We start from the raw sequence: 18,816 nt of genomic DNA on the forward strand, positions 1-18,816 counted from the left end.
TTTCAGTTGCATTGTCGAATTTCTCATTTAGAATAAGAATAGATAATAAAGAGACCATTATGGATCGAGGAGGAAAGAATACGTGAAGAAAATTAAGGTTTGTGTTGTCGATGACAATAGAGAGCTTGTCGGACTTTTAGAAGAATATATATCAACTCAAGAAGATATGGAAGTTGTGGGTGTCGGTCATAATGGACAGGAATGCCTGGACATTTTAGAGCATGAAGATCCTGATGTTCTTATTTTAGATATTATTATGCCTCATTTAGATGGTTTAGCGGTTCGTGGAAAGATGCGAGAAATGAAAAAGGCTAACTTGCCAAATGTGATTATGCTTACTGCTTTCGGACAGGAGGACGTGACAAAGAAAGCAGTAGATTTAGGGGCTTCCTATTTTATTCTGAAGCCATTTGATATGGAGAATCTGGCTAGCCATATACGTCAAGTAAGTGGAAAAGCAAATCCAGTCATTAGAAAGCCTTCATCGACAGCTTATCGATCAACAATTGAAGCAAAACCGAAAAATCTTGATGCGAGCATTACGAGTATTATTCATGAAATAGGTGTGCCGGCACATATTAAAGGTTATATGTATCTTCGTGAAGCGATTTCCATGGTCTATAATGATATTGAGCTTCTCGGTTCAATAACAAAGGTTCTTTACCCAGATATTGCGAAAAAATACAATACGACAGCAAGCCGAGTTGAACGGGCTATACGTCATGCCATTGAAGTAGCATGGAGCAGGGGGAATATAGATTCAATTTCTTCCCTATTTGGTTACACTGTTTCTATGTCTAAAGCAAAGCCAACCAATTCAGAGTTCATTGCGATGGTAGCAGATAAATTAAGGCTGGAGCATAAGGCTTCCTGAAAGAGTTAGGAATTTTAGTAAATTGAAAAAGCGTTCTCTTTCTGGAGAGCGCTTTTCTAATGGGGAGTAATGATCATGACATTAATTTTTGCTCATAGAGGATATTCCGCCTTGTATCCTGAAAACACGATGAAGGCATTTAGGGAAGCAGAAAAAGCAGGTGCAGACGGGATCGAACTGGATGTTCAGCTAACGAGGGACGGCGAAATAGTTGTTATCCATGATGAAAAAGTAGATCGGACAACAAATGGAAAAGGCTATGTAAAAGATTATACATATAGAGATTTAAGAAAACTTGACGCAAGCAGTCAGAAAAAAAGGCTTTTTTCGCAAATGGAGCCAATTCCGTCTTTAATTGAAGTTTTAGAATGGATGAAGACAAATCACATCATTTGTAATATTGAACTGAAAAATGGGGTTTTTCCATATGAAGGGATGGAAGAAAAGGTCATTAGCCTTATTCGTGCATATGATTTAGCAGATCGTGTCATCCTTTCATCATTCAATCACTACAGCATTGTTTATTGCTACCACCTAGCCCCGGAGATAGAAACAGCACCATTGTTTTCTGAAGGCCTCTATATGCCTTGGATTTATGCAGAATCCATTGGTTCCAAAAGTATCCATCCTAAACATACAATCGCCAAATCAGAGCTTATAAAGGCATCAGAAGAGTATGGCATTGCGGTTAGGCCTTATACTGTTAATAAGGAAAAAGAAATGCACCGATTATTTTCTGTTGACTGTTCAGCTTTTATTACGGATGATCCTGTTCTAGCAAAGATTATTAGAAAAATGTATGAATAAAAAAGAGGACGACTTTGAGTCATCCTCTTTCATTTTTCCTTTGGAAACGCGGCTGTACCTTATTTTTCTTTCGATCGCGGTGAAGAATAAATCCGGCAATAAAGCCAAGTCCGACTAGGAAGAAAAGCAGCCCTGATAGAAATTGCACCCATAAATATGGAAAAGGATTTTGTAAAATTCCAAAAACCATGTCTCTCATTAATTTTATTCCATAGGCAGCGAAAAGGCCTGGTATGAGCATAATTATTAAAGCGATTAATCTAACCATCTGAAAAATCCCTTCGTTTCATAAATACTACATAATACACCGTTCATAAAAATAATAAATCAATAGGGAAATTTGTCAAGCTATTCAGCCTTAAGATACCTTTATACAAATAAGTGCGACCGTTTTTATTTGGCTTGGCTGACTTTCTAGGATAAAATAAACTTGTATGAAATAACTTGCAATAAAAAGGCTGGAATTAATGAAATAAATTTCAATCTAGAGGGTGGTCGCATACGATGCAAACCGTAATGATTGTAGGTGCGGGAAAAGGCGGATCAGCAATCTTAAAAATTATGAAAGAAACGGCGATGTTAAAAGTAATAGCTGTTGTAGACCACAATATTCATGCACCTGGACTCATAATTGCGAAAGAAGAAGGAATACCCACTGGCACTGACTGGCGGAAGTTTATTTTGCAGGATATTGATATAATCGTTGAAGTGACAGGCAATAAAGATGTGTTTATTGGACTAAGAGAAGCGAAAAGAAAAGATTCAGTTCTTATACCAGGCAGTGTTGCTGCCTTGATTGCAAATCTAATTGAGGAAAAAGAAGATTTAATAACAAGTATAGAAAACGAAAAGTATAAGCATGATCTCATTTTCAATTCTACTGGTGATGGCATGATTGTCATTAATAAACATTGTGAAATTATTTTTTTTAATAAAAGTGCCGAAAGAATGACAGGAACAAATAGGAAGGAAGCCATCGGAAAGCATATTCTTGAGGTGATTTCTAACAGTGAATTACCAAGAGTATTAGAAACAAGACGTACATATGCTAATCAAGAGTTAGTCCTAAATAATGGTGTGAAAATTATTACGACAAGAATCCCGATGGTTGGGGAGAATAATGAGCTTATAGGCGCCTTTGCGGTGTTCAAGGATATTACCGAAGTGATGAACCTTGCCGAGGAAATCACAAATTTAAAAGAAATCCAAACGATGCTTCAGGCTATTATTCATTCAAGTGACGAAGCCATTTCTGTTGTAGATGAAAATGGCCGAGGATTATTAATAAATCCAGCCTATTCTAGAATCACTGGTCTCAGAGAGGATGAGGTTATTGGGAAACCGGCAACCGCAGATATTTCTGAGGGTGAGAGTGTACATATGAAGGTCCTTCAAACACGAAGAGCAGTTAGAGGGGTTGCGATGCGAGTCGGACCTAATAAGAAAGAGGTTATCGTTAATGTAGCTCCTGTCATAGTCGATGGGAAATTAAAAGGCAGTGTTGGTGTCATTCATGATGTCTCAGAAATCAAAACATTAAATAGAGAATTAAATCATGCACGGCAAATCATTCGAAATCTTGAAGCGAAATATTCATTTGATGATATTATTGGCAAATCTGAAGAGATGACCATTGCGATTGAGCAGGCTCGGCTTGGGGCAAAAACTCCTGCAACTGTATTATTAAGAGGGGAATCTGGCACAGGGAAAGAATTGTTTGCTCACGCTATTCATAATGGAAGTGATCGTAAATACAATAAATTCATTCGGGTTAATTGTGCAGCTCTTTCTGAAACTTTATTAGAAAGTGAGCTATTCGGATATGAAGAAGGCGCATTTTCAGGAGCGAAAAGGGGAGGAAAGAGAGGTCTTTTTGAAGAGGCCAACAATGGCAGTATTTTCTTAGATGAAATCGGTGAGTTATCAGCGAATACACAGGCTAAACTACTAAGGGTTTTACAGGAAAAAGAGATTACTCGTGTAGGTGGAACAAAGCCTATACAAATCAATGTTAGAGTGATTGCTGCGACAAATGTAAATTTAGAAAAAGGAATTGCAAATGGAACTTTTAGGGAAGACTTATATTATCGTTTGAATCGAATGCCCATTCATATACCGCCGCTGAGAAAAAGAAAGGAAGATATTCCGTTGCTTTGTAATCGTTTGATCCAGAAAATCAATCAGGAATATGGACGGAATGTAGAAAAAATAACTCAGTCGGCATTGCATAAATTAATGTTGTATGATTGGCCTGGAAATGTAAGAGAGCTAGATAATATTCTCGGAAGAGCTATTATTTTCATGAGTTATAATGAAAATGTTTTGGATGAAGCTCATGTCCCGGAATTAATAAAAATAAACGAAAAAACCCAAAACGAAATTGAACGAGATGAAACAATTCCAAATCTCACATTAAATCAGCTGCTCGAACAGTATGAGAAAGAGCTAATATTGCAAACCTTAAAAAAATCTGCCGGAAACAAAACCATTACCGCTAAATCCCTCGGTTTATCAGTAAGAAATTTATACTATAAGCTTGAGAAGTATGGGATTGCAAATAATAGCGTGCAATAAATTTCATGATGTGCAATTTTTTTCATACTTAATAAACCGTAAATAAAGCGTTTTCATAATGATTTCGTTTGGCACAATTCTTGCAGAATAATAAAATGGCTGTTGCAGTCATTGTGTTAATTGCAATTTGAACTAGCTAGTCTAGGTCAAATTGCAATAAACAAGCATTATTCGCTTTGGAGTAAAGGGGTTGAGAACTAGATGGATTTGGATTCGCTTATAGAGAGAGCAACCCAATTTCAAATGAAAACAGTAGCCGTTGCTGCAGCAGAGGATCATGAAGTGATCGAGGCAGTTTCTGAAGCAGTTAAACGAAATTTAGCAAATTTTTTATTGTACGGTGATAAGGAACAAATTTTAAAAATCGTCAATAAGCATGAAAACCTTGCCTCAAGTAAAAATATCCAAATCATTCATACGTTATCAAATGGATTAGCAGCAGAAAATGCTGTAAAGGCTGTAAAATTAAATGAAGCGGATGTTTTAATGAAGGGAAATGTGCCAACTGCAACTATTTTAAAAGCCGTCTTGAATAAAGAGTATGGTTTAAGGACTGGAAGTGTCTTATCTCACGTAGCTGTATTTGAAGTTCCAAGCTATGACAAATTTATTATAATTACCGATGCTGCCATGAATATATCCCCCGATTTAGATCAGAAGGCACAGATTCTTAAAAATGCGATCGGAATAGCGCGGAGCATTGGGATTAACAAACCGCTTGTTGCACCGATTGCAGCAGTGGAAGTGATAAATCCGGCTATGCAGGCTACTCTTGATGCAGCAGCCTTAACCTTAATGAACAAGCGAGGGCAGCTGACAGATTGTATTGTTGATGGACCATTAGCTTTAGATAATGCCATTTCTATATCTGCTGCCGAACATAAAGGAATAAAGAGCGATGTAGCTGGAAGAGCGGATATATTATTAGTTCCAACGATTGAGGTTGGGAATGCACTTTATAAATCATTGATTTATTTCGCCAAAGCAAAGGTTGGTGCTGTTATAGCAGGTGCAAAGGCGCCAATTGTCTTAACATCCAGGGCAGATACAGCCGAAAGCAAGCTTTATTCCTTAGCATTGGCTATATGCTCGGCCAATTAAATATAAATCTCAAACTAGAACTTAACGAATGTTTATCGTACTTACAAAAAAGCAAACTATCTTAGGAGGAATTTCAAATGGAAATTTTCAAATATCTAGAAAAATATGATTACGAGCAAGTAGTATTCTGCCAGGACAAAACATCAGGCTTAAAGGCCATTATCGCGATCCATGATACAACATTAGGACCAGCTTTAGGCGGAACGCGTATGTGGACATATGCATCAGAAGAAGCTGCTATTGAAGATGCATTGCGTCTTGCAAAAGGAATGACTTATAAAAATGCTGCGGCTGGACTTAACCTTGGTGGAGGAAAAACTGTCATCATCGGTGATCCTAAGAAGGATAAAAACGAAGAAATGTTCCGTGCCTTTGGCCGTTATATCCAAGGGTTAAATGGCCGCTATATCACTGCTGAAGATGTCGGTACGACTGTAGCAGATATGGATCTTATTCATGAAGAAACTGATTATGTAACTGGAATTTCACCTGCATTTGGTTCATCAGGCAACCCTTCACCTGTAACAGCTTATGGGGTTTACGTTGGAATGAAGGCTGCGGCGAAAGAAGCGTTCGGAACAGATTCATTAGAAGGAAAAGTAATCGCAGTACAAGGTGTTGGAAATGTTGCGTACAGCCTATGCAAGCATCTTCATGAAGAAGGTGCTCAATTAATCGTAACAGATATAAATAAAGAAGCTGTTCAGCGTGCAGTGAATGACTTCGGTGCAAAGGCAGTTGACCCAAATGAAATTTATGGAGTCGAATGTGATATTTATGCGCCTTGTGCACTTGGTGCAACAGTGAATGATGAAACCATTCCACAATTAAAAGCAAAGGTCATTGCTGGCTCTGCAAATAATCAATTAAAAGAAGAGCGTCATGGAGATATCCTTCATGAAATGGGAATTGTTTACGCTCCAGACTATGTTATTAATGCTGGCGGAGTCATTAACGTTGCAGATGAATTATACGGCTACAATGCAGAGCGGGCATTGAAAAAGGTTGAAGGACTTTACCAAAGCATTGAAAAGGTTATTGAAATTTCAAAACGAGATCAAATTCCTACCTATAAAGCTGCTGACCGTATGGTAGAAGAAAGAATTGAAAGAATGCGCAATTCTAGGAGCCAATTCCTGCAAAATGGCCACCATATTTTAAGCCGTCGTAAATAGGTGCGTTAAAATATTTAATAATAGACTGAAGAATAGCGGATTATACTTTGCTCACCGGATTAAAATTTAGTTCGGTGAGCATAATCGCTTTTCACACGGAGGTTTCAAAGTGCAAGAACAAGAACATCGAATTCTCGTTATCAATCCTGGATCCACCTCTACGAAAATCGGAGTTTTCGATAATGACTTATCTATCTTGGAAAAAACAATACGCCATGATACAGATGAAATAAATGCTTTCGAAAATATTATTGACCAGTACGAATTCCGCAAAAATGTAATCCTCGAGACATTGGATAAAGAAGGATTTAATATTTCTAAGCTTAATGCAGTTTGCGGAAGAGGAGGCTTATTAAGACCAATTGAGGGTGGAACCTATTCCGTCAATGAGGCTATGCTAAAGGATTTGAGAGAAGGCTATGCAGGTCAGCATGCTTCTAATCTTGGAGGCATAATCGCTTATGAAATTGCTGCCGCATTAAATATTCCTTCCTATATTGTTGACCCGGTAGTCGTTGATGAATTAGCTCCAATTGCACGTATTTCCGGTTTTTCATTAATTGAAAGAAAAAGTATTTTTCATGCATTGAACCAAAAAGCTGTCGCGAGAAGAGCAGCGAAAGAAATCGGGAAAAAATATGAAGAACTAAATTTAATCGTTACTCATATGGGCGGAGGAATTACAGTCGGTGCTCATCAAAAAGGAAAAGTAATCGATGTCAACAATGGTTTACATGGGGAAGGACCATTTAGTCCTGAACGTGCAGGAACTGTTCCAGTTGGGGATTTAGTTTCTCTATGTTATTCCGGTTCCTATTATCGTGAAGAGATAATGAAAAAAATAGTCGGTCATGGTGGACTTGTTGGTTATTTAGGTACAAATGACGCGGTTAAAGTTGAACAAATGATTAAAAACGGGGATGAAAACGCAAAGCTCATATATTCCGCAATGGCCTATCAAGTAGCGAAAGAAATCGGTGCAGCCAGCACGGTGTTAAGCGGAAAGGTCGATGCCATTGTTATAACCGGCGGTATTGCGTTCGGAAAAGATTTTGTGAAAGAAATAAGTGATCGAATTAATTGGATTGCAGATGTTATCGTCCATCCTGGAGAAAACGAGCTGCAGGCTTTAGCAGAAGGTGCGCTTCGTATACTTCGTGGAGAGGAAGCAGAAAAGGAATATCCAGGAATGCAAACAAGAGCTGCAGTTCATTAGAATATGGTTGAATAGCAAATGCACATTTTGTTCTAAGTGCTAGCCCTATTCAAATAGGAGGAATAAACGTGGCAGAAGAATATGATTTAGTCATTTTAGGCGGGGGCACCGGCGGTTATGTTGCAGCGATCCGTGCTTCCCAATTAGGTTTAAAAACAGCTCTAGTTGAAAAAGGAAAACTTGGCGGAACATGCTTGCATAAAGGATGCATACCAAGTAAAGCACTGCTTAGAAGTGCAGAGGTGTACGCAACAACGAAGCGAAGTGAAGAGTTCGGTATTTCCGCAAGTAATATTGAAGTCAATTTCAGTAAAGTCCAAGAAAGAAAAAATAAAATTGTTGACCAGCTTCATAAAGGGGTTCAGCATTTGATGAAGCAAGGCAAAATTGACATTTATGAAGGAACTGGCCGTATTTTAGGTCCATCGATTTTTTCTCCTATGCCGGGAACCATTTCAGTTGAAATGAATAATGGGGACGAGAACGCCATGCTTATTCCTAAAAATGTAATTGTGGCAACAGGCTCCCGTCCAAGAACTTTACCAGGTCTTGAAATTGGCGGAAATGTCATGACTTCTGATGAAGCACTTATGATGGAAGAGATTCCAAGCTCAATCATCATTGTTGGAGGTGGAGTAATCGGAATCGAATGGGCATCCATGCTCTCTGATTTCGGGGCAGAAGTTACGGTTGTCGAATATGCGGACAGAATCATTCCTACAGAAGATAAAGAAGTATCAAGAGAAATGCAGAGATTAATGAAGAAAAAAGGTGTAAAAATCGTTACAGGTGCAAAAGTGCTTCCTGAAACTCTCAAACAAGCTGAAAGCAATGTTGCCATTTCAGCTGAAGTGAAAGGTGAGCAAAGGGAATTTACTGCTGAAAAGCTACTCGTTTCCGTTGGCCGCCAAGCAAATATTGAAGGAATTGGGCTTGAAAATACAGATATTCAAGTAGAGAAGGGCTTTATTGCAACGAATGAATTTTTCCAAACGAAAGAATCCCATATTTATGCAATTGGTGATGTGATTGGCGGACTTCAGCTTGCACATGTTGCTTCACATGAAGGAATTGTAGCCGTTGAGCATATAGCTAACGAAAATCCTCAACCGATAAATTACAGCCTTGTTTCTAAATGCATCTACAGCTCACCAGAAGCAGCAAGTGTCGGTTATACAGAAGAAGAAGCCAAAGAAATGGGCTTTAAGGTAAAAACAGGAAAGTTCTCCTTCCGGGCAATAGGGAAAGCATTAGTTTTTGGTGAAGCTGATGGGTTCGTAAAAATTATTGCAGATGAGGATACAAATGATATATTAGGTGTTCATATGATTGGGCCGCATGTAACGGATATGATTTCTGAAGCAGGTCTAGCTCGTGTCCTAGATGCTACCCCTTGGGAAGTAGCACATACGATCCACCCTCATCCAACATTATCAGAAGCAATCGGCGAGGCTGCTCTCGCAGTCGATGGAAAGGCCATTCACGGCTAAGCTGAATTATTATTTTTCATAAAGCAAACAAGGGCTTTTCAGCTCTTGATCCATACTTATTTAGGAGGTATTGAAATGGTTGAAAACCGTCATAAAGAGTTAGGTTTAAGTGATGAAACGGTATTAAATATGTATGAAACCATGCTTTTAGCCCGTCGCATTGATGAGCGGATGTGGCTATTAAACCGTGCTGGTAAAATTCCCTTCGTAATTTCATGCCAAGGTCAAGAAGCAGCACAGGTTGGAGCAGCTTTTGCACTTGATAAGGAAAAGGATTATGTTCTTCCATACTACCGGGATATGGGTGTTGTTCTTACATTCGGGATGACTCCAACAGATTTAATGCTTTCCGCTTTTGCAAAAGCGGAAGATCCAAACTCAGGCGGGCGACAAATGCCTGGACACTTTGGCCAAAAGAAAAATCGTATTGTTACGGGTTCTTCGCCTGTTACTACTCAAGTTCCTCATGCTGTAGGTGTCGCATTGGCAGGAAGAATGGAAGGAAAAGATTTAGTAACATTCGTGACATTTGGTGAAGGGTCCTCAAACCAGGGAGACTTCCATGAAGGTGCTAACTTTGCGGGAGTGCATAAGCTTCCAGTAATTTTCATGTGTGAAAATAATAAATATGCGATATCAGTTCCAATTGAAAAGCAATTAGCTTGCGAAAATGTATCTGATCGTGCGATTGGATATGGTATGCCTGGAGTTACGGTTGATGGCAATGATCCGCTTGCCGTATATAAAGCTGTTAAGGAAGCAGCTGACAGAGGAAGAAGAGGAGAAGGGCCAACCCTTGTCGAGACAGTTTCTTATCGTTTAACACCACACTCTTCTGATGATGATGACCGCAGCTATCGTTCACCTGATGAAGTGGCCAAAGCGAAGGAAAAGGATTCAATCATAACCTTTGGTGCTTATCTGAAGGAATTAGGAATTATGAATGATGCCAAAGAGAAAGAAATAAATGATCGTGTTATGGGTCAAGTTAATGAAGCGACTGATTATGCAGAAAATGCACCGTATGCAGAACCGGACCATGCACTGAAATATGTTTATGCTGAATAGTAGGGGGGAACTATAATGGCTGTAATTTCTTATATTGATGCTGTTACAATGGCAATCCGTGAAGAAATGGAGAGAGATCCGAAGGTTTTTGTTTTAGGGGAAGACGTAGGCAAAAAAGGCGGCGTATTTAAAGCAACTCAAGGCTTATATGACCAATTTGGAGAGGATCGTGTCATTGATACACCGCTTGCCGAATCTGCTATTGCCGGAGTTGGAATTGGAGCGGCTATGTACGGAATGCGTCCGATAGCAGAAATGCAATTCGCTGACTTTATTATGCCCGCTGTCAACCAAATTATTTCTGAGGCGGCAAGAATTCGTTACCGCTCCAATAATGATTGGAGCTGTCCTATCGTTATTCGTGCACCTTATGGCGGAGGCGTTCATGGCGCTTTATATCATTCACAATCTGTTGAAGCCATATTTGCCAACCAGCCCGGCCTAAAAATAGTCATGCCTTCTACACCTTATGATGTGAAGGGATTATTAAAAGCAGCAATCCGTGATGAAGATCCCGTTCTTTTCTTTGAACATAAACGTGCATACCGTTTAATTAAAGGAGAAGTTCCAGATGATGATTATGTGCTGCCAATTGGGAAAGCTGACGTAAAGCGTGAAGGTGAAGATATTACTGTCATTACTTACGGATTATGTGTTCATTTCGCTCTTCAGGCAGCAGAAAGATTAGCAAAAGACGGCATCTCTGCGCACATTCTAGATTTAAGAACCGTCTATCCGCTCGATAAAGAAGCGATTATTGAAGCAGCTTCAAAAACAGGTAAAGTTTTATTATTAACAGAGGATAACAAAGAAGGAAGCATCATGAGTGAAGTTTCAGCTATTATCGCTGAAAATTGCCTCTTTGAGCTTGATGCACCGATTAAGCGTCTTGCTGGCCCTGATGTTCCTGCTATGCCATATGCTCCAACGATGGAAAAATTCTTCATGGTCAATCCAGATAAAGTTGAAAAAGCAATGAGAGAACTAGCTGAATTTTAATAGGAAAGCGCATGCGTCCAGTTTAGACGCAGATGCTAAAAATTATAGAATACAGCTAAAGTTCTGAAGCTAGAAGGAGGGCAAATTCATTGGCAATTGAACAAATTAAGATGCCTCAATTAGGTGAAAGTGTTACTGAAGGCACAATAAGTAAATGGTTAGTTTCTGTTGGAGATAAAGTAAATAAATATGACCCGCTTGCAGAAGTAATGACTGATAAAGTAAATGCAGAAGTTCCATCTTCTTTTACCGGAACAATTAAAGAATTAATTGCAGAAGAAGGTGTTGCCTATGCAGTAGGTGATGTGATTCTGACTATTGAAACAGAAGGCGGCGGTACTGCTGATGCTCCAGTTACCCCACAAGCTAAAGCTGCAGCACCTGCTGATAAGGCCGGCAACATTCCGGCTGCATCGGCTGTACCTGCTCCTTCGGCAGCTGAGGGGAACAAAGCTCGCTACTCACCTGCTGTATTAAAGCTCTCTCAAGAGCATGGCATTGATTTAAGCCTTGTAACAGGTACAGGTGCTGGCGGCCGGATTACTCGCAAAGACTTAACGAAGATTATTGAGTCAGGTAATATTCCACAAGCTAGTCAGCCTGCACAAACAGAAACTGCATCACCGCAACCAGTTGCTTCGCAAGCTGCGACACAAACTGCAGTAACTGAAAAACAAACTGCACCGGCTCCGAATGTCCCGGTTCTACCAGGGGATATAGAAATCCCTGTATCTGGTGTACGTAAGGCAATCGCAGCTAATATGCTTCGCAGCAAGCATGAAGCTCCACATGCATGGACAATGATTGAAGTCGATGTAACAAATTTAGTCGAATATCGTAATTCAATTAAGAATGAATTTAAGAAAAAAGAAGGCTTTAACCTGACATTCTTTGCTTTCTTTGTGAAAGCTGTTGCGCAAGCCTTGAAAGAATATCCACAAATTAATTCCATGTGGGCTGGCGACAAAATCATCCAAAAGAAAGATATTAATCTTTCTATCGCCGTTGCTACAGAAGATGCATTGTTTGTACCTGTTATTAAACATGCAGATGAGAAAACAATCAAAGGCATTGCACGTGAAATTAATGAGCTTGCAGCAAAGGTTAGGGCTGGAAAACTGACTTCAGCAGAAATGTCTGGAGGAACGTTTACCGTTAACAATACAGGTTCATTTGGTTCTATTCAGTCTAATGGAATTATTAATTATCCACAGGCAGCTATTCTACAGGTTGAATCCATTGTTAAACGCCCGGTTGTAATGAACAACGGAATGATCGCCGTTCGTGATATGGTTAACCTTTGTATGTCACTAGACCATCGTGTATTAGATGGACTTGTTTGCGGACGCTTCCTGCAGCGTGTGAAAGAAATTCTTGAAAATACATCAAAAGAAAATACATCCGTCTATTAATAAGCGGTAATGATTTTTAGGGGCTGCCAAGTAAGTTGGTGGCCCCTTTTTAAGACGAGTGGCAATGGAATACCTTATTGATAGGGGCAGACCCTAATTGCTTGTTTATTTTATGTGTAATAAAATATATATAAGCATACGGAGGGAGGGGAAGCTGTCGTTAAGACAGTGATGATGACAATAAAAAAGATGATGAATGAATCATTTGATACGTTTTCCCTTAGTGATTGGGAGCAAAAAGCCGAGGAAGCCTTAAAAGGGAAACCTGTAAATTCCTTAAACACAAATACGTATGAAAATATTATATTAAAGCCTCTCTATACAAAAGAGGATTTTGATAACGAAAAAGCCTCTCAACTTCCTGGTCAGCCTGACTACAGAAGGGGTTTCAATTCGCTTGGCTATCTTTCACAGGGATGGAAGGTTGCACAGAAAATAGTAGTGCAAGAGGGAGAAAGCATTAGGGAAGCCCTTCTTACATCTTTAGAAAAAGGCCAATCCGCCATTGCGATTAATGCCGATAATGTTACCATTGAAGAATTTATGAGTTTAATAGAGGGCTTGTATTCTAAATTTCCTTTTTCAATTGAAATAAATGAAAAACAAATAGAATTTCTCGCAGAATTGTCGAAATTGTCTAATTGTGAAAGGGTATCAGGCTATATCGCTATGGATCCTTTAGCGGTAACGGCTTTAAATGGCACAGCAGATAAAAAAGCTTCATACGACAAATTTGCTAATATAATTCAATCAACAAATAGCAGCATGCCAAATCTTCGGACTATCCTTGTTAATTCAAGTGTCTACAATCATGCAGGCGCCAATGCTATTCAAGAACTTGCTTTGGCATTATCAACAGGGGTCCACCATGTACAGGAGCTGCATAACCAAGGACTAAAGCTTGATACAATCTTCAGTAATATGGTTTTTAAATTTTCCATTGGTGCAAACTTTTTCATGGAAATAGCAAAGCTTCGTGCTGCAAGACTTCTTTGGAATAAGGTAATGGAAGCATACGGGCTTAATTCTCAAGATCACAGCTTGGTCATTACTGCCGAAACGGCCGCCTTTACGAAAACCGTTTTTGACCCATATGTAAATATTCTAAGAGCAGGGAATGAAGCATTTGCAGCAGTCCTTGGAGGAATTCAATATCTTCATGTTAGTCCATTTAATGAACCAGAAGGAAGGTCAACACCTTTTTCTGAACGAATTGCACGCAATACTCAATTAATCTTAAAACATGAAGCTCATTTAGAAAAAGTGATCGATCCAGCTGGGGGCTCCTGGTATATTGAAAGTTTAACAGAAGAGCTTGCCGAAAAAGCTTGGGCATTATTTCAGGAAATAGAAGATCAAGATGGAATTGAGAAATGTTTGGCGTCTGGCTGGGTAAAAGCTCAAATTGCTGAAGTCCTGGCTAAAAGAAGCGAAGATATTTTCACAAGAAAGAAAAGTGTAATTGGAACGAATGTTTACGCAAACCTAAGTGACTCTCCGCTACAGTTAAATGAAAGCGCTAACGCCAATCAAGGGGGCATTCCTCAAGTCCGACTATCAGAGCCATTTGAACAACTGCGCAAACTGGCGGAAAGAATAGGGAAAGCAGGGAACAAGCCGGCAGCTGGATTAATTTGTTTAGGGGAGTTAAAGGCCCACAAAGCAAGAAAGGATTTTATAATTGGTTTCCTTGCCCCAGGCGGGGTTTACGCATACGAAAGTTCGAATATAGTTGAGTCAGAACAAGCTGTGCAATTCGTGATAAAGTCTAATCTAAAACACTATGTTATTTGCGGAACGGACAAACAGTATGACGAATCGGGAATTGAAATTATTAGCTTAATAAAAGAAAAGCGGCCCGATGTGAAGCTTTATCTTTCCGGACTTCCGGCTGCAGATAAACAGGAGCAATATAGGCTAGCAGGGGTCGATCAATTTATTCACCTTCGCAGTAATTGTTTTGAAATCCTATCTTCTCTGTTAAGCGAAATGGAGGTGGCAAGCAATGAATAAAAAGCCAGATTTTAAAAGCATTCCTCTTTTTGACGGGCAGAAGCCATCTAAGGAAGAGTGGATTAAGAAAGCAGAAGCGGAAAATAACGCTTCGATTGATGATCTTCTTTTTGAAACGAATGAACAGATAGCTATAAAACCTCTGTATACAGAGGATGATCTTAAAGGCTTGCAGCATATGGATGGTGCACCTGGTTTGCCTCCATATACCCGTGGGCCTTATCCGACCATGTATGTAAACCGTCCATGGACAGTCCGTCAATATGCTGGATTTTCAACAGCTGAGGAAAGTAATGCTTTTTACCGAAGAAACCTGGCAATGGGGCAAAAGGGGCTATCAGTTGCTTTCGACCTTGCTACACATCGAGGCTATGATTCTGATCATCCGAGAGTTGTTGGAGATGTTGGAAAAGCTGGAGTAGCGATAGATTCTATCCTAGATATGAAAACGCTTTTCGAAGGAATCCCTTTAGATCAAATGTCTGTATCCATGACAATGAATGGTGCAGTTCTTCCGATCATGGCTTTCTATATTGTAACGGCAGAAGAGCAAGGTGTCAGCCAGAACAAATTATCAGGCACAATTCAAAATGATATATTAAAAGAATATATGGTAAGAAATACGTATATTTATCCTCCGGAAATGTCAATGAAAATTATTGCTGATATTTTCCAATATACGTCTAAATATATGCCAAAGTTTAATAGCATCAGTATTTCCGGCTATCATATGCAGGAGGCAGGAGCACCGGCAGATATTGAGCTAGCCTATACACTTGCTGATGGCCTGGAGTATGTTAGAACGGGATTAAAGGCTGGAATAGATGTCGATTCTTTTGCTCCAAGACTATCGTTTTTCTGGGCAATCGGCATGAATTACTTTATGGAAGTCGCCAAAATGCGTGCAGCCCGGTTTATTTGGGCAAAGATGATGAAAACCTTTGAGCCGAAAAACGCAAAATCGATGGCGCTTAGAACTCACTCTCAGACTTCGGGCTGGAGTTTAACCGAGCAGGATCCATTTAATAACGTAACGAGAACATTAATTGAAGCACATGCTGCGGCAATGGGGCACACACAGTCACTTCATACAAATGCTTTAGATGAAGCCATTGCATTACCAACCGATTTTTCTGCACGGATTGCAAGAAATACACAGCTTTATCTGCAGGAGGAAACGGGGATAACAAATGTAATTGATCCATGGGCAGGTTCCTATTATGTTGAAGCCCTAACAGATGAACTAATCAAACGGGCTTGGGAGCATATTGAAGAAATTGAAAATCTCGGCGGAATGGCAAAGGCTATTGAAACAGGACTGCCAAAAATGAAAATTGAAGAGGCGGCTGCACGCAGGCAAGCACAGATTGACTCTGGGAAAGAAACGATTATCGGTGTAAATAAATACCGGCTTGAACAAGAAGAGCCCATTGAGATTTTGGATATTGACAATACCGCAGTCCGCTTAAAGCAAATCGAAAAACTAGAATATTTAAAGTCTGCTCGTGATGAGGAGAAGGTCATTCAGGCACTTGAATCGATAACGCAGGCTGCTGAAACAGGGAATGGCAATTTGCTGGAGCTAGCTGTTCAAGCGGCAAGAGCTCGGGCAACACTTGGTGAAATTTCCTATGCGATCGAAAAGGTGGCTAACCGTCATAAAGCGATCATTCGATCAATTAGCGGTGTTTATAGTTCTGCATTTTCTAATGAAGAAGAAATTGCAGAAGTGAAGACGATGACGGACGACTTCCTGGAAAATGAGGGAAGAAGACCACGAATTCTCATAGCCAAAATGGGACAGGACGGACATGATCGTGGAGCAAAAGTCATTGCAACAGCATTTGCGGATTTAGGCTTTGATGTAGATATTGGCCCATTATTCCAGACACCTGATGAAACAGCAAAACAGGCAGTTGAAAATGATGTTCATGTTATCGGCATTAGTTCATTGGCTGCAGGCCATAAAACACTACTTCCTCAGTTGATTGATGAGCTTAAAAAGCTTGGCAGGGAAGATATTCTAGTCGTCATTGGCGGGGTTATTCCAGCTCAAGACTATCAATACTTATATGAACAAGGTGCAGCAGCTATATTTGGACCCGGTACAGTTATTCCTGTGGCAGCGCAAAAAGTCATTCGTGAGATTTATAGCCGGCTAGGGTACGAGGAAGTAGCAAATGGATAAGGAGAAAAAACCTGAATGGTTTGATGGCGCAAACCCTGACAGCTTTACAAGTGTAGTAAAGAAGGGGGTAGAATTGCCGCAGGAGGGCTATGGATTTACAAAGAATACTAGATTTAAAAAGAAGAATAAGCTTGAACTTAATAATGATGAATTAGCCGCTGGCATTCTTGAAGGAAGCCGCTCCATACTTGCACGTGCCATAACTTTAATTGAAAGTAATGCGGAGCACCATTTTCGTAAAGCTCAGGAGCTTTTGCAACAGCTCCTCCCGTATTCGGGGAGAGCTCTTCGAATTGGGATAACCGGTGTTCCAGGGGCAGGAAAAAGTACCTTTATTGAAGCTTTCGGATCTTATTTATGTGATTTAGGCTTGAAGGTGGCGGTTCTTGCCATCGATCCGAGCTCAAAAATCAGCGGAGGAAGCATTCTTGGTGATAAAACAAGAATGGAGCACCTCTCTCGGAATCCAAGAGCCTATATTCGCCCTTCCCCATCTGCCGGCAAGCTCGGGGGTGTTCACAGAAAAACGAGAGAAACGATGCTGATTTGTGAGGCGGCTGGCTTTGATGTCATCCTTATTGAAACGGTTGGTGTTGGACAAAGCGAAGTGATTGTCAGAGATATGGTCGACTTTTTTATGCTTTTGACATTAACTGGGGCAGGGGATGAGCTTCAGGGGATGAAAAAAGGAATTATGGAGCTGGCAGATGCAGTTGTCGTTAATAAAGCAGATGGACATAATAAAAAGCTCGCATTAAAAACAAAATCTGAATATAGCCGAATCCTCCATTTTCTGCAGCCCGCAACAAAAGGATGGGAAACAAAAGCGTTTACTTGTTCGGCCAAATACAATGAAGGAATGGAGGAAATCTGGGATTCAATTAAAACCTTTGAACGGCATACGAAAGAATCAGGAGTTTTTGCTGAACGCAGAAGAGTGCAGACAAAGGAATGGATTTATTCTATGATCATAGATCAGCTGCAATTCAGCTTTTTCTATCATCAGGATGTCAAGCAGCTGCTGCCAAAGATGGAAAACGAAGTCATTGCTGGGAATCGCACTGTCACTTCGGCAGTGGGAGAATTATTTGAGGCATACATGAAAAATTTGTAAATGGAAGCTGTCCATCATGCAGTTGCATTGAAAAGTATGTTTAATTATTGGTATGATGTAAGTATGGCATACTTTTGAAATAAGGAGGAACAATTTATATGAATATGGATTTTAATTTATTTATGACGGATGTCGTTAATCAAGCACGTAAAGAAATCGTGGCTGCTGGCTATGAAGAGCTAAAAACACCAGACGAGGTGGGAGAAGCTCTGAAAAAATCAGGAACTACTCTAGTAATGGTTAATTCTGTTTGCGGCTGTGCCGGTGGAATTGCACGACCTGCAGCAGCACACTCCGTTCACTATGATAAGCGCCCTGATCATTTAGTTTCAGTATTTGCCGGACAGGATAAAGAGGCCACTTCGGCTGCACGAGAGTATTTTACAGGATATCCGCCATCATCACCTTCTTTCGCATTACTAAAAGATGGAAAACTAGTTACAATGATTGAACGTCATGAAATCGAAGGACACGAACCAATGGCTGTCGTTCAAAAACTGCAAAATGCTTTTGAACAATATTGTGAAGACCTGTAAAAGTCCCTTTTTAGGGGCTTTTTCTTTTGTTTGTTCATATTATTAAAATCCAATATTTTTTATATTTATGCAACGAAATATTAATAGGCTGCTATTTATTTTTAAAAGAATATTTGTCAGAATAGTGAAATAGTATAGATCAAAAAAATATATTGCATAATTATTAACATGTGTTAAAATACATTTAGTTGAATAAATATTAATTTTTAAAAGAATACTTGAAAATTAATAGACAATCAACGATAATAT

Annotated in this window: 15 protein-coding genes; 14 read left to right on the top strand and 1 reads right to left on the bottom strand. The window is 39.7% G+C overall.

The window, feature by feature from the left end; all coding sequences use genetic code 11:
• The first annotated feature begins 82 nt into the window (after positions 1–82).
• Both spo0A and V7149_RS02720 read left to right on the top strand, forming a co-directional pair.
• On the top strand, positions 83–874 hold the full coding sequence (gene spo0A / locus V7149_RS02715) for a sporulation transcription factor Spo0A (protein ID WP_335344123.1): 792 nt from the start codon (positions 83–85) through the stop codon (positions 872–874).
• 75 nt (positions 875–949) lie between these two features.
• Positions 950–1,681, top strand: coding sequence for a glycerophosphodiester phosphodiesterase (locus V7149_RS02720; RefSeq protein WP_335344124.1), 732 nt, complete (start codon positions 950–952; stop codon positions 1,679–1,681).
• A 19-nt stretch (positions 1,682–1,700) separates the two neighbouring features.
• On the opposite strand, the gene V7149_RS02725 is transcribed toward V7149_RS02720, so the two are convergent.
• Positions 1,701–1,949: a DUF2627 domain-containing protein gene (locus V7149_RS02725; RefSeq protein ID WP_335344125.1), complete on the bottom strand. Its 249-nt coding sequence runs from the start codon at positions 1,947–1,949 to the stop codon at positions 1,701–1,703.
• A 236-nt stretch (positions 1,950–2,185) separates the two neighbouring features.
• Here V7149_RS02725 and V7149_RS02730 point away from each other — a divergent pair, with 236 nt between their 5' ends.
• The 12 genes from V7149_RS02730 to V7149_RS02785 all read left to right on the top strand — a co-directional run bounded on the left by V7149_RS02730 (position 2,186) and on the right by V7149_RS02785 (position 18,567).
• Complete coding sequence (locus tag V7149_RS02730) at positions 2,186–4,255, top strand: sigma 54-interacting transcriptional regulator (protein ID WP_335344126.1); 2,070 nt, start codon at positions 2,186–2,188, stop codon at positions 4,253–4,255.
• A 201-nt stretch (positions 4,256–4,456) separates the two neighbouring features.
• A complete protein-coding gene (gene yqiS / locus V7149_RS02735) occupies positions 4,457–5,356 on the top strand; it encodes a phosphate butyryltransferase (RefSeq protein ID WP_335344127.1) in 900 nt (299 codons plus the stop codon).
• A gap of 77 nt (positions 5,357–5,433) precedes the next feature.
• The gene (bcd, locus tag V7149_RS02740; RefSeq protein ID WP_335344128.1) at positions 5,434–6,531 is read left to right on the top strand and encodes a branched-chain amino acid dehydrogenase; all 1,098 of its coding nucleotides are present in this window, start codon (positions 5,434–5,436) and stop codon (positions 6,529–6,531) included.
• A gap of 109 nt (positions 6,532–6,640) precedes the next feature.
• On the top strand, positions 6,641–7,747 hold the full coding sequence (buk, locus tag V7149_RS02745; protein WP_335344129.1) for a butyrate kinase: 1,107 nt from the start codon (positions 6,641–6,643) through the stop codon (positions 7,745–7,747).
• Positions 7,748–7,815: 68 nt separating this feature from the next.
• The gene (gene lpdA, locus V7149_RS02750; RefSeq protein WP_335344130.1) at positions 7,816–9,237 is read left to right on the top strand and encodes a dihydrolipoyl dehydrogenase; all 1,422 of its coding nucleotides are present in this window, start codon (positions 7,816–7,818) and stop codon (positions 9,235–9,237) included.
• 75 nt (positions 9,238–9,312) lie between these two features.
• Positions 9,313–10,305: a thiamine pyrophosphate-dependent dehydrogenase E1 component subunit alpha gene (locus tag V7149_RS02755; protein ID WP_335344131.1), complete on the top strand. Its 993-nt coding sequence runs from the start codon at positions 9,313–9,315 to the stop codon at positions 10,303–10,305.
• A gap of 15 nt (positions 10,306–10,320) precedes the next feature.
• Positions 10,321–11,304 carry an alpha-ketoacid dehydrogenase subunit beta gene (locus tag V7149_RS02760; RefSeq protein ID WP_335344132.1) on the top strand — a complete coding sequence of 328 codons (984 nt, stop codon included), beginning with the start codon at positions 10,321–10,323 and terminating at the stop codon, positions 11,302–11,304.
• Between the two features lie 89 nt (positions 11,305–11,393).
• Entirely contained in the window at positions 11,394–12,716 is a 1,323-nt protein-coding gene (locus V7149_RS02765; protein WP_335344133.1) for a dihydrolipoamide acetyltransferase family protein, read from the top strand.
• A 171-nt stretch (positions 12,717–12,887) separates the two neighbouring features.
• Positions 12,888–14,729, top strand: a complete 1,842-nt coding sequence (locus V7149_RS02770) for a methylmalonyl-CoA mutase subunit beta (protein WP_335344139.1) — start codon at positions 12,888–12,890, stop codon at positions 14,727–14,729.
• Positions 14,722–16,917 carry a methylmalonyl-CoA mutase gene (gene scpA, locus V7149_RS02775; RefSeq protein ID WP_335344134.1) on the top strand — a complete coding sequence of 732 codons (2,196 nt, stop codon included), beginning with the start codon at positions 14,722–14,724 and terminating at the stop codon, positions 16,915–16,917. Before V7149_RS02770 ends, scpA begins: the two co-directional genes overlap by 8 nt.
• The gene (gene meaB / locus V7149_RS02780) at positions 16,910–18,031 is read left to right on the top strand and encodes a methylmalonyl Co-A mutase-associated GTPase MeaB (RefSeq protein WP_335344135.1); all 1,122 of its coding nucleotides are present in this window, start codon (positions 16,910–16,912) and stop codon (positions 18,029–18,031) included. The genes scpA and meaB overlap by 8 nt, the downstream gene beginning before the upstream one ends.
• Positions 18,032–18,129: 98 nt before the next feature.
• On the top strand, positions 18,130–18,567 hold the full coding sequence (locus V7149_RS02785) for a BrxA/BrxB family bacilliredoxin (RefSeq protein ID WP_335344136.1): 438 nt from the start codon (positions 18,130–18,132) through the stop codon (positions 18,565–18,567).
• Positions 18,568–18,816 lie beyond the last annotated feature (249 nt).

The organism is Bacillus sp. JJ1503, assembly GCF_036965125.1.
Lineage (GTDB): Bacteria > Bacillota > Bacilli > Bacillales > Cytobacillaceae > Cytobacillus.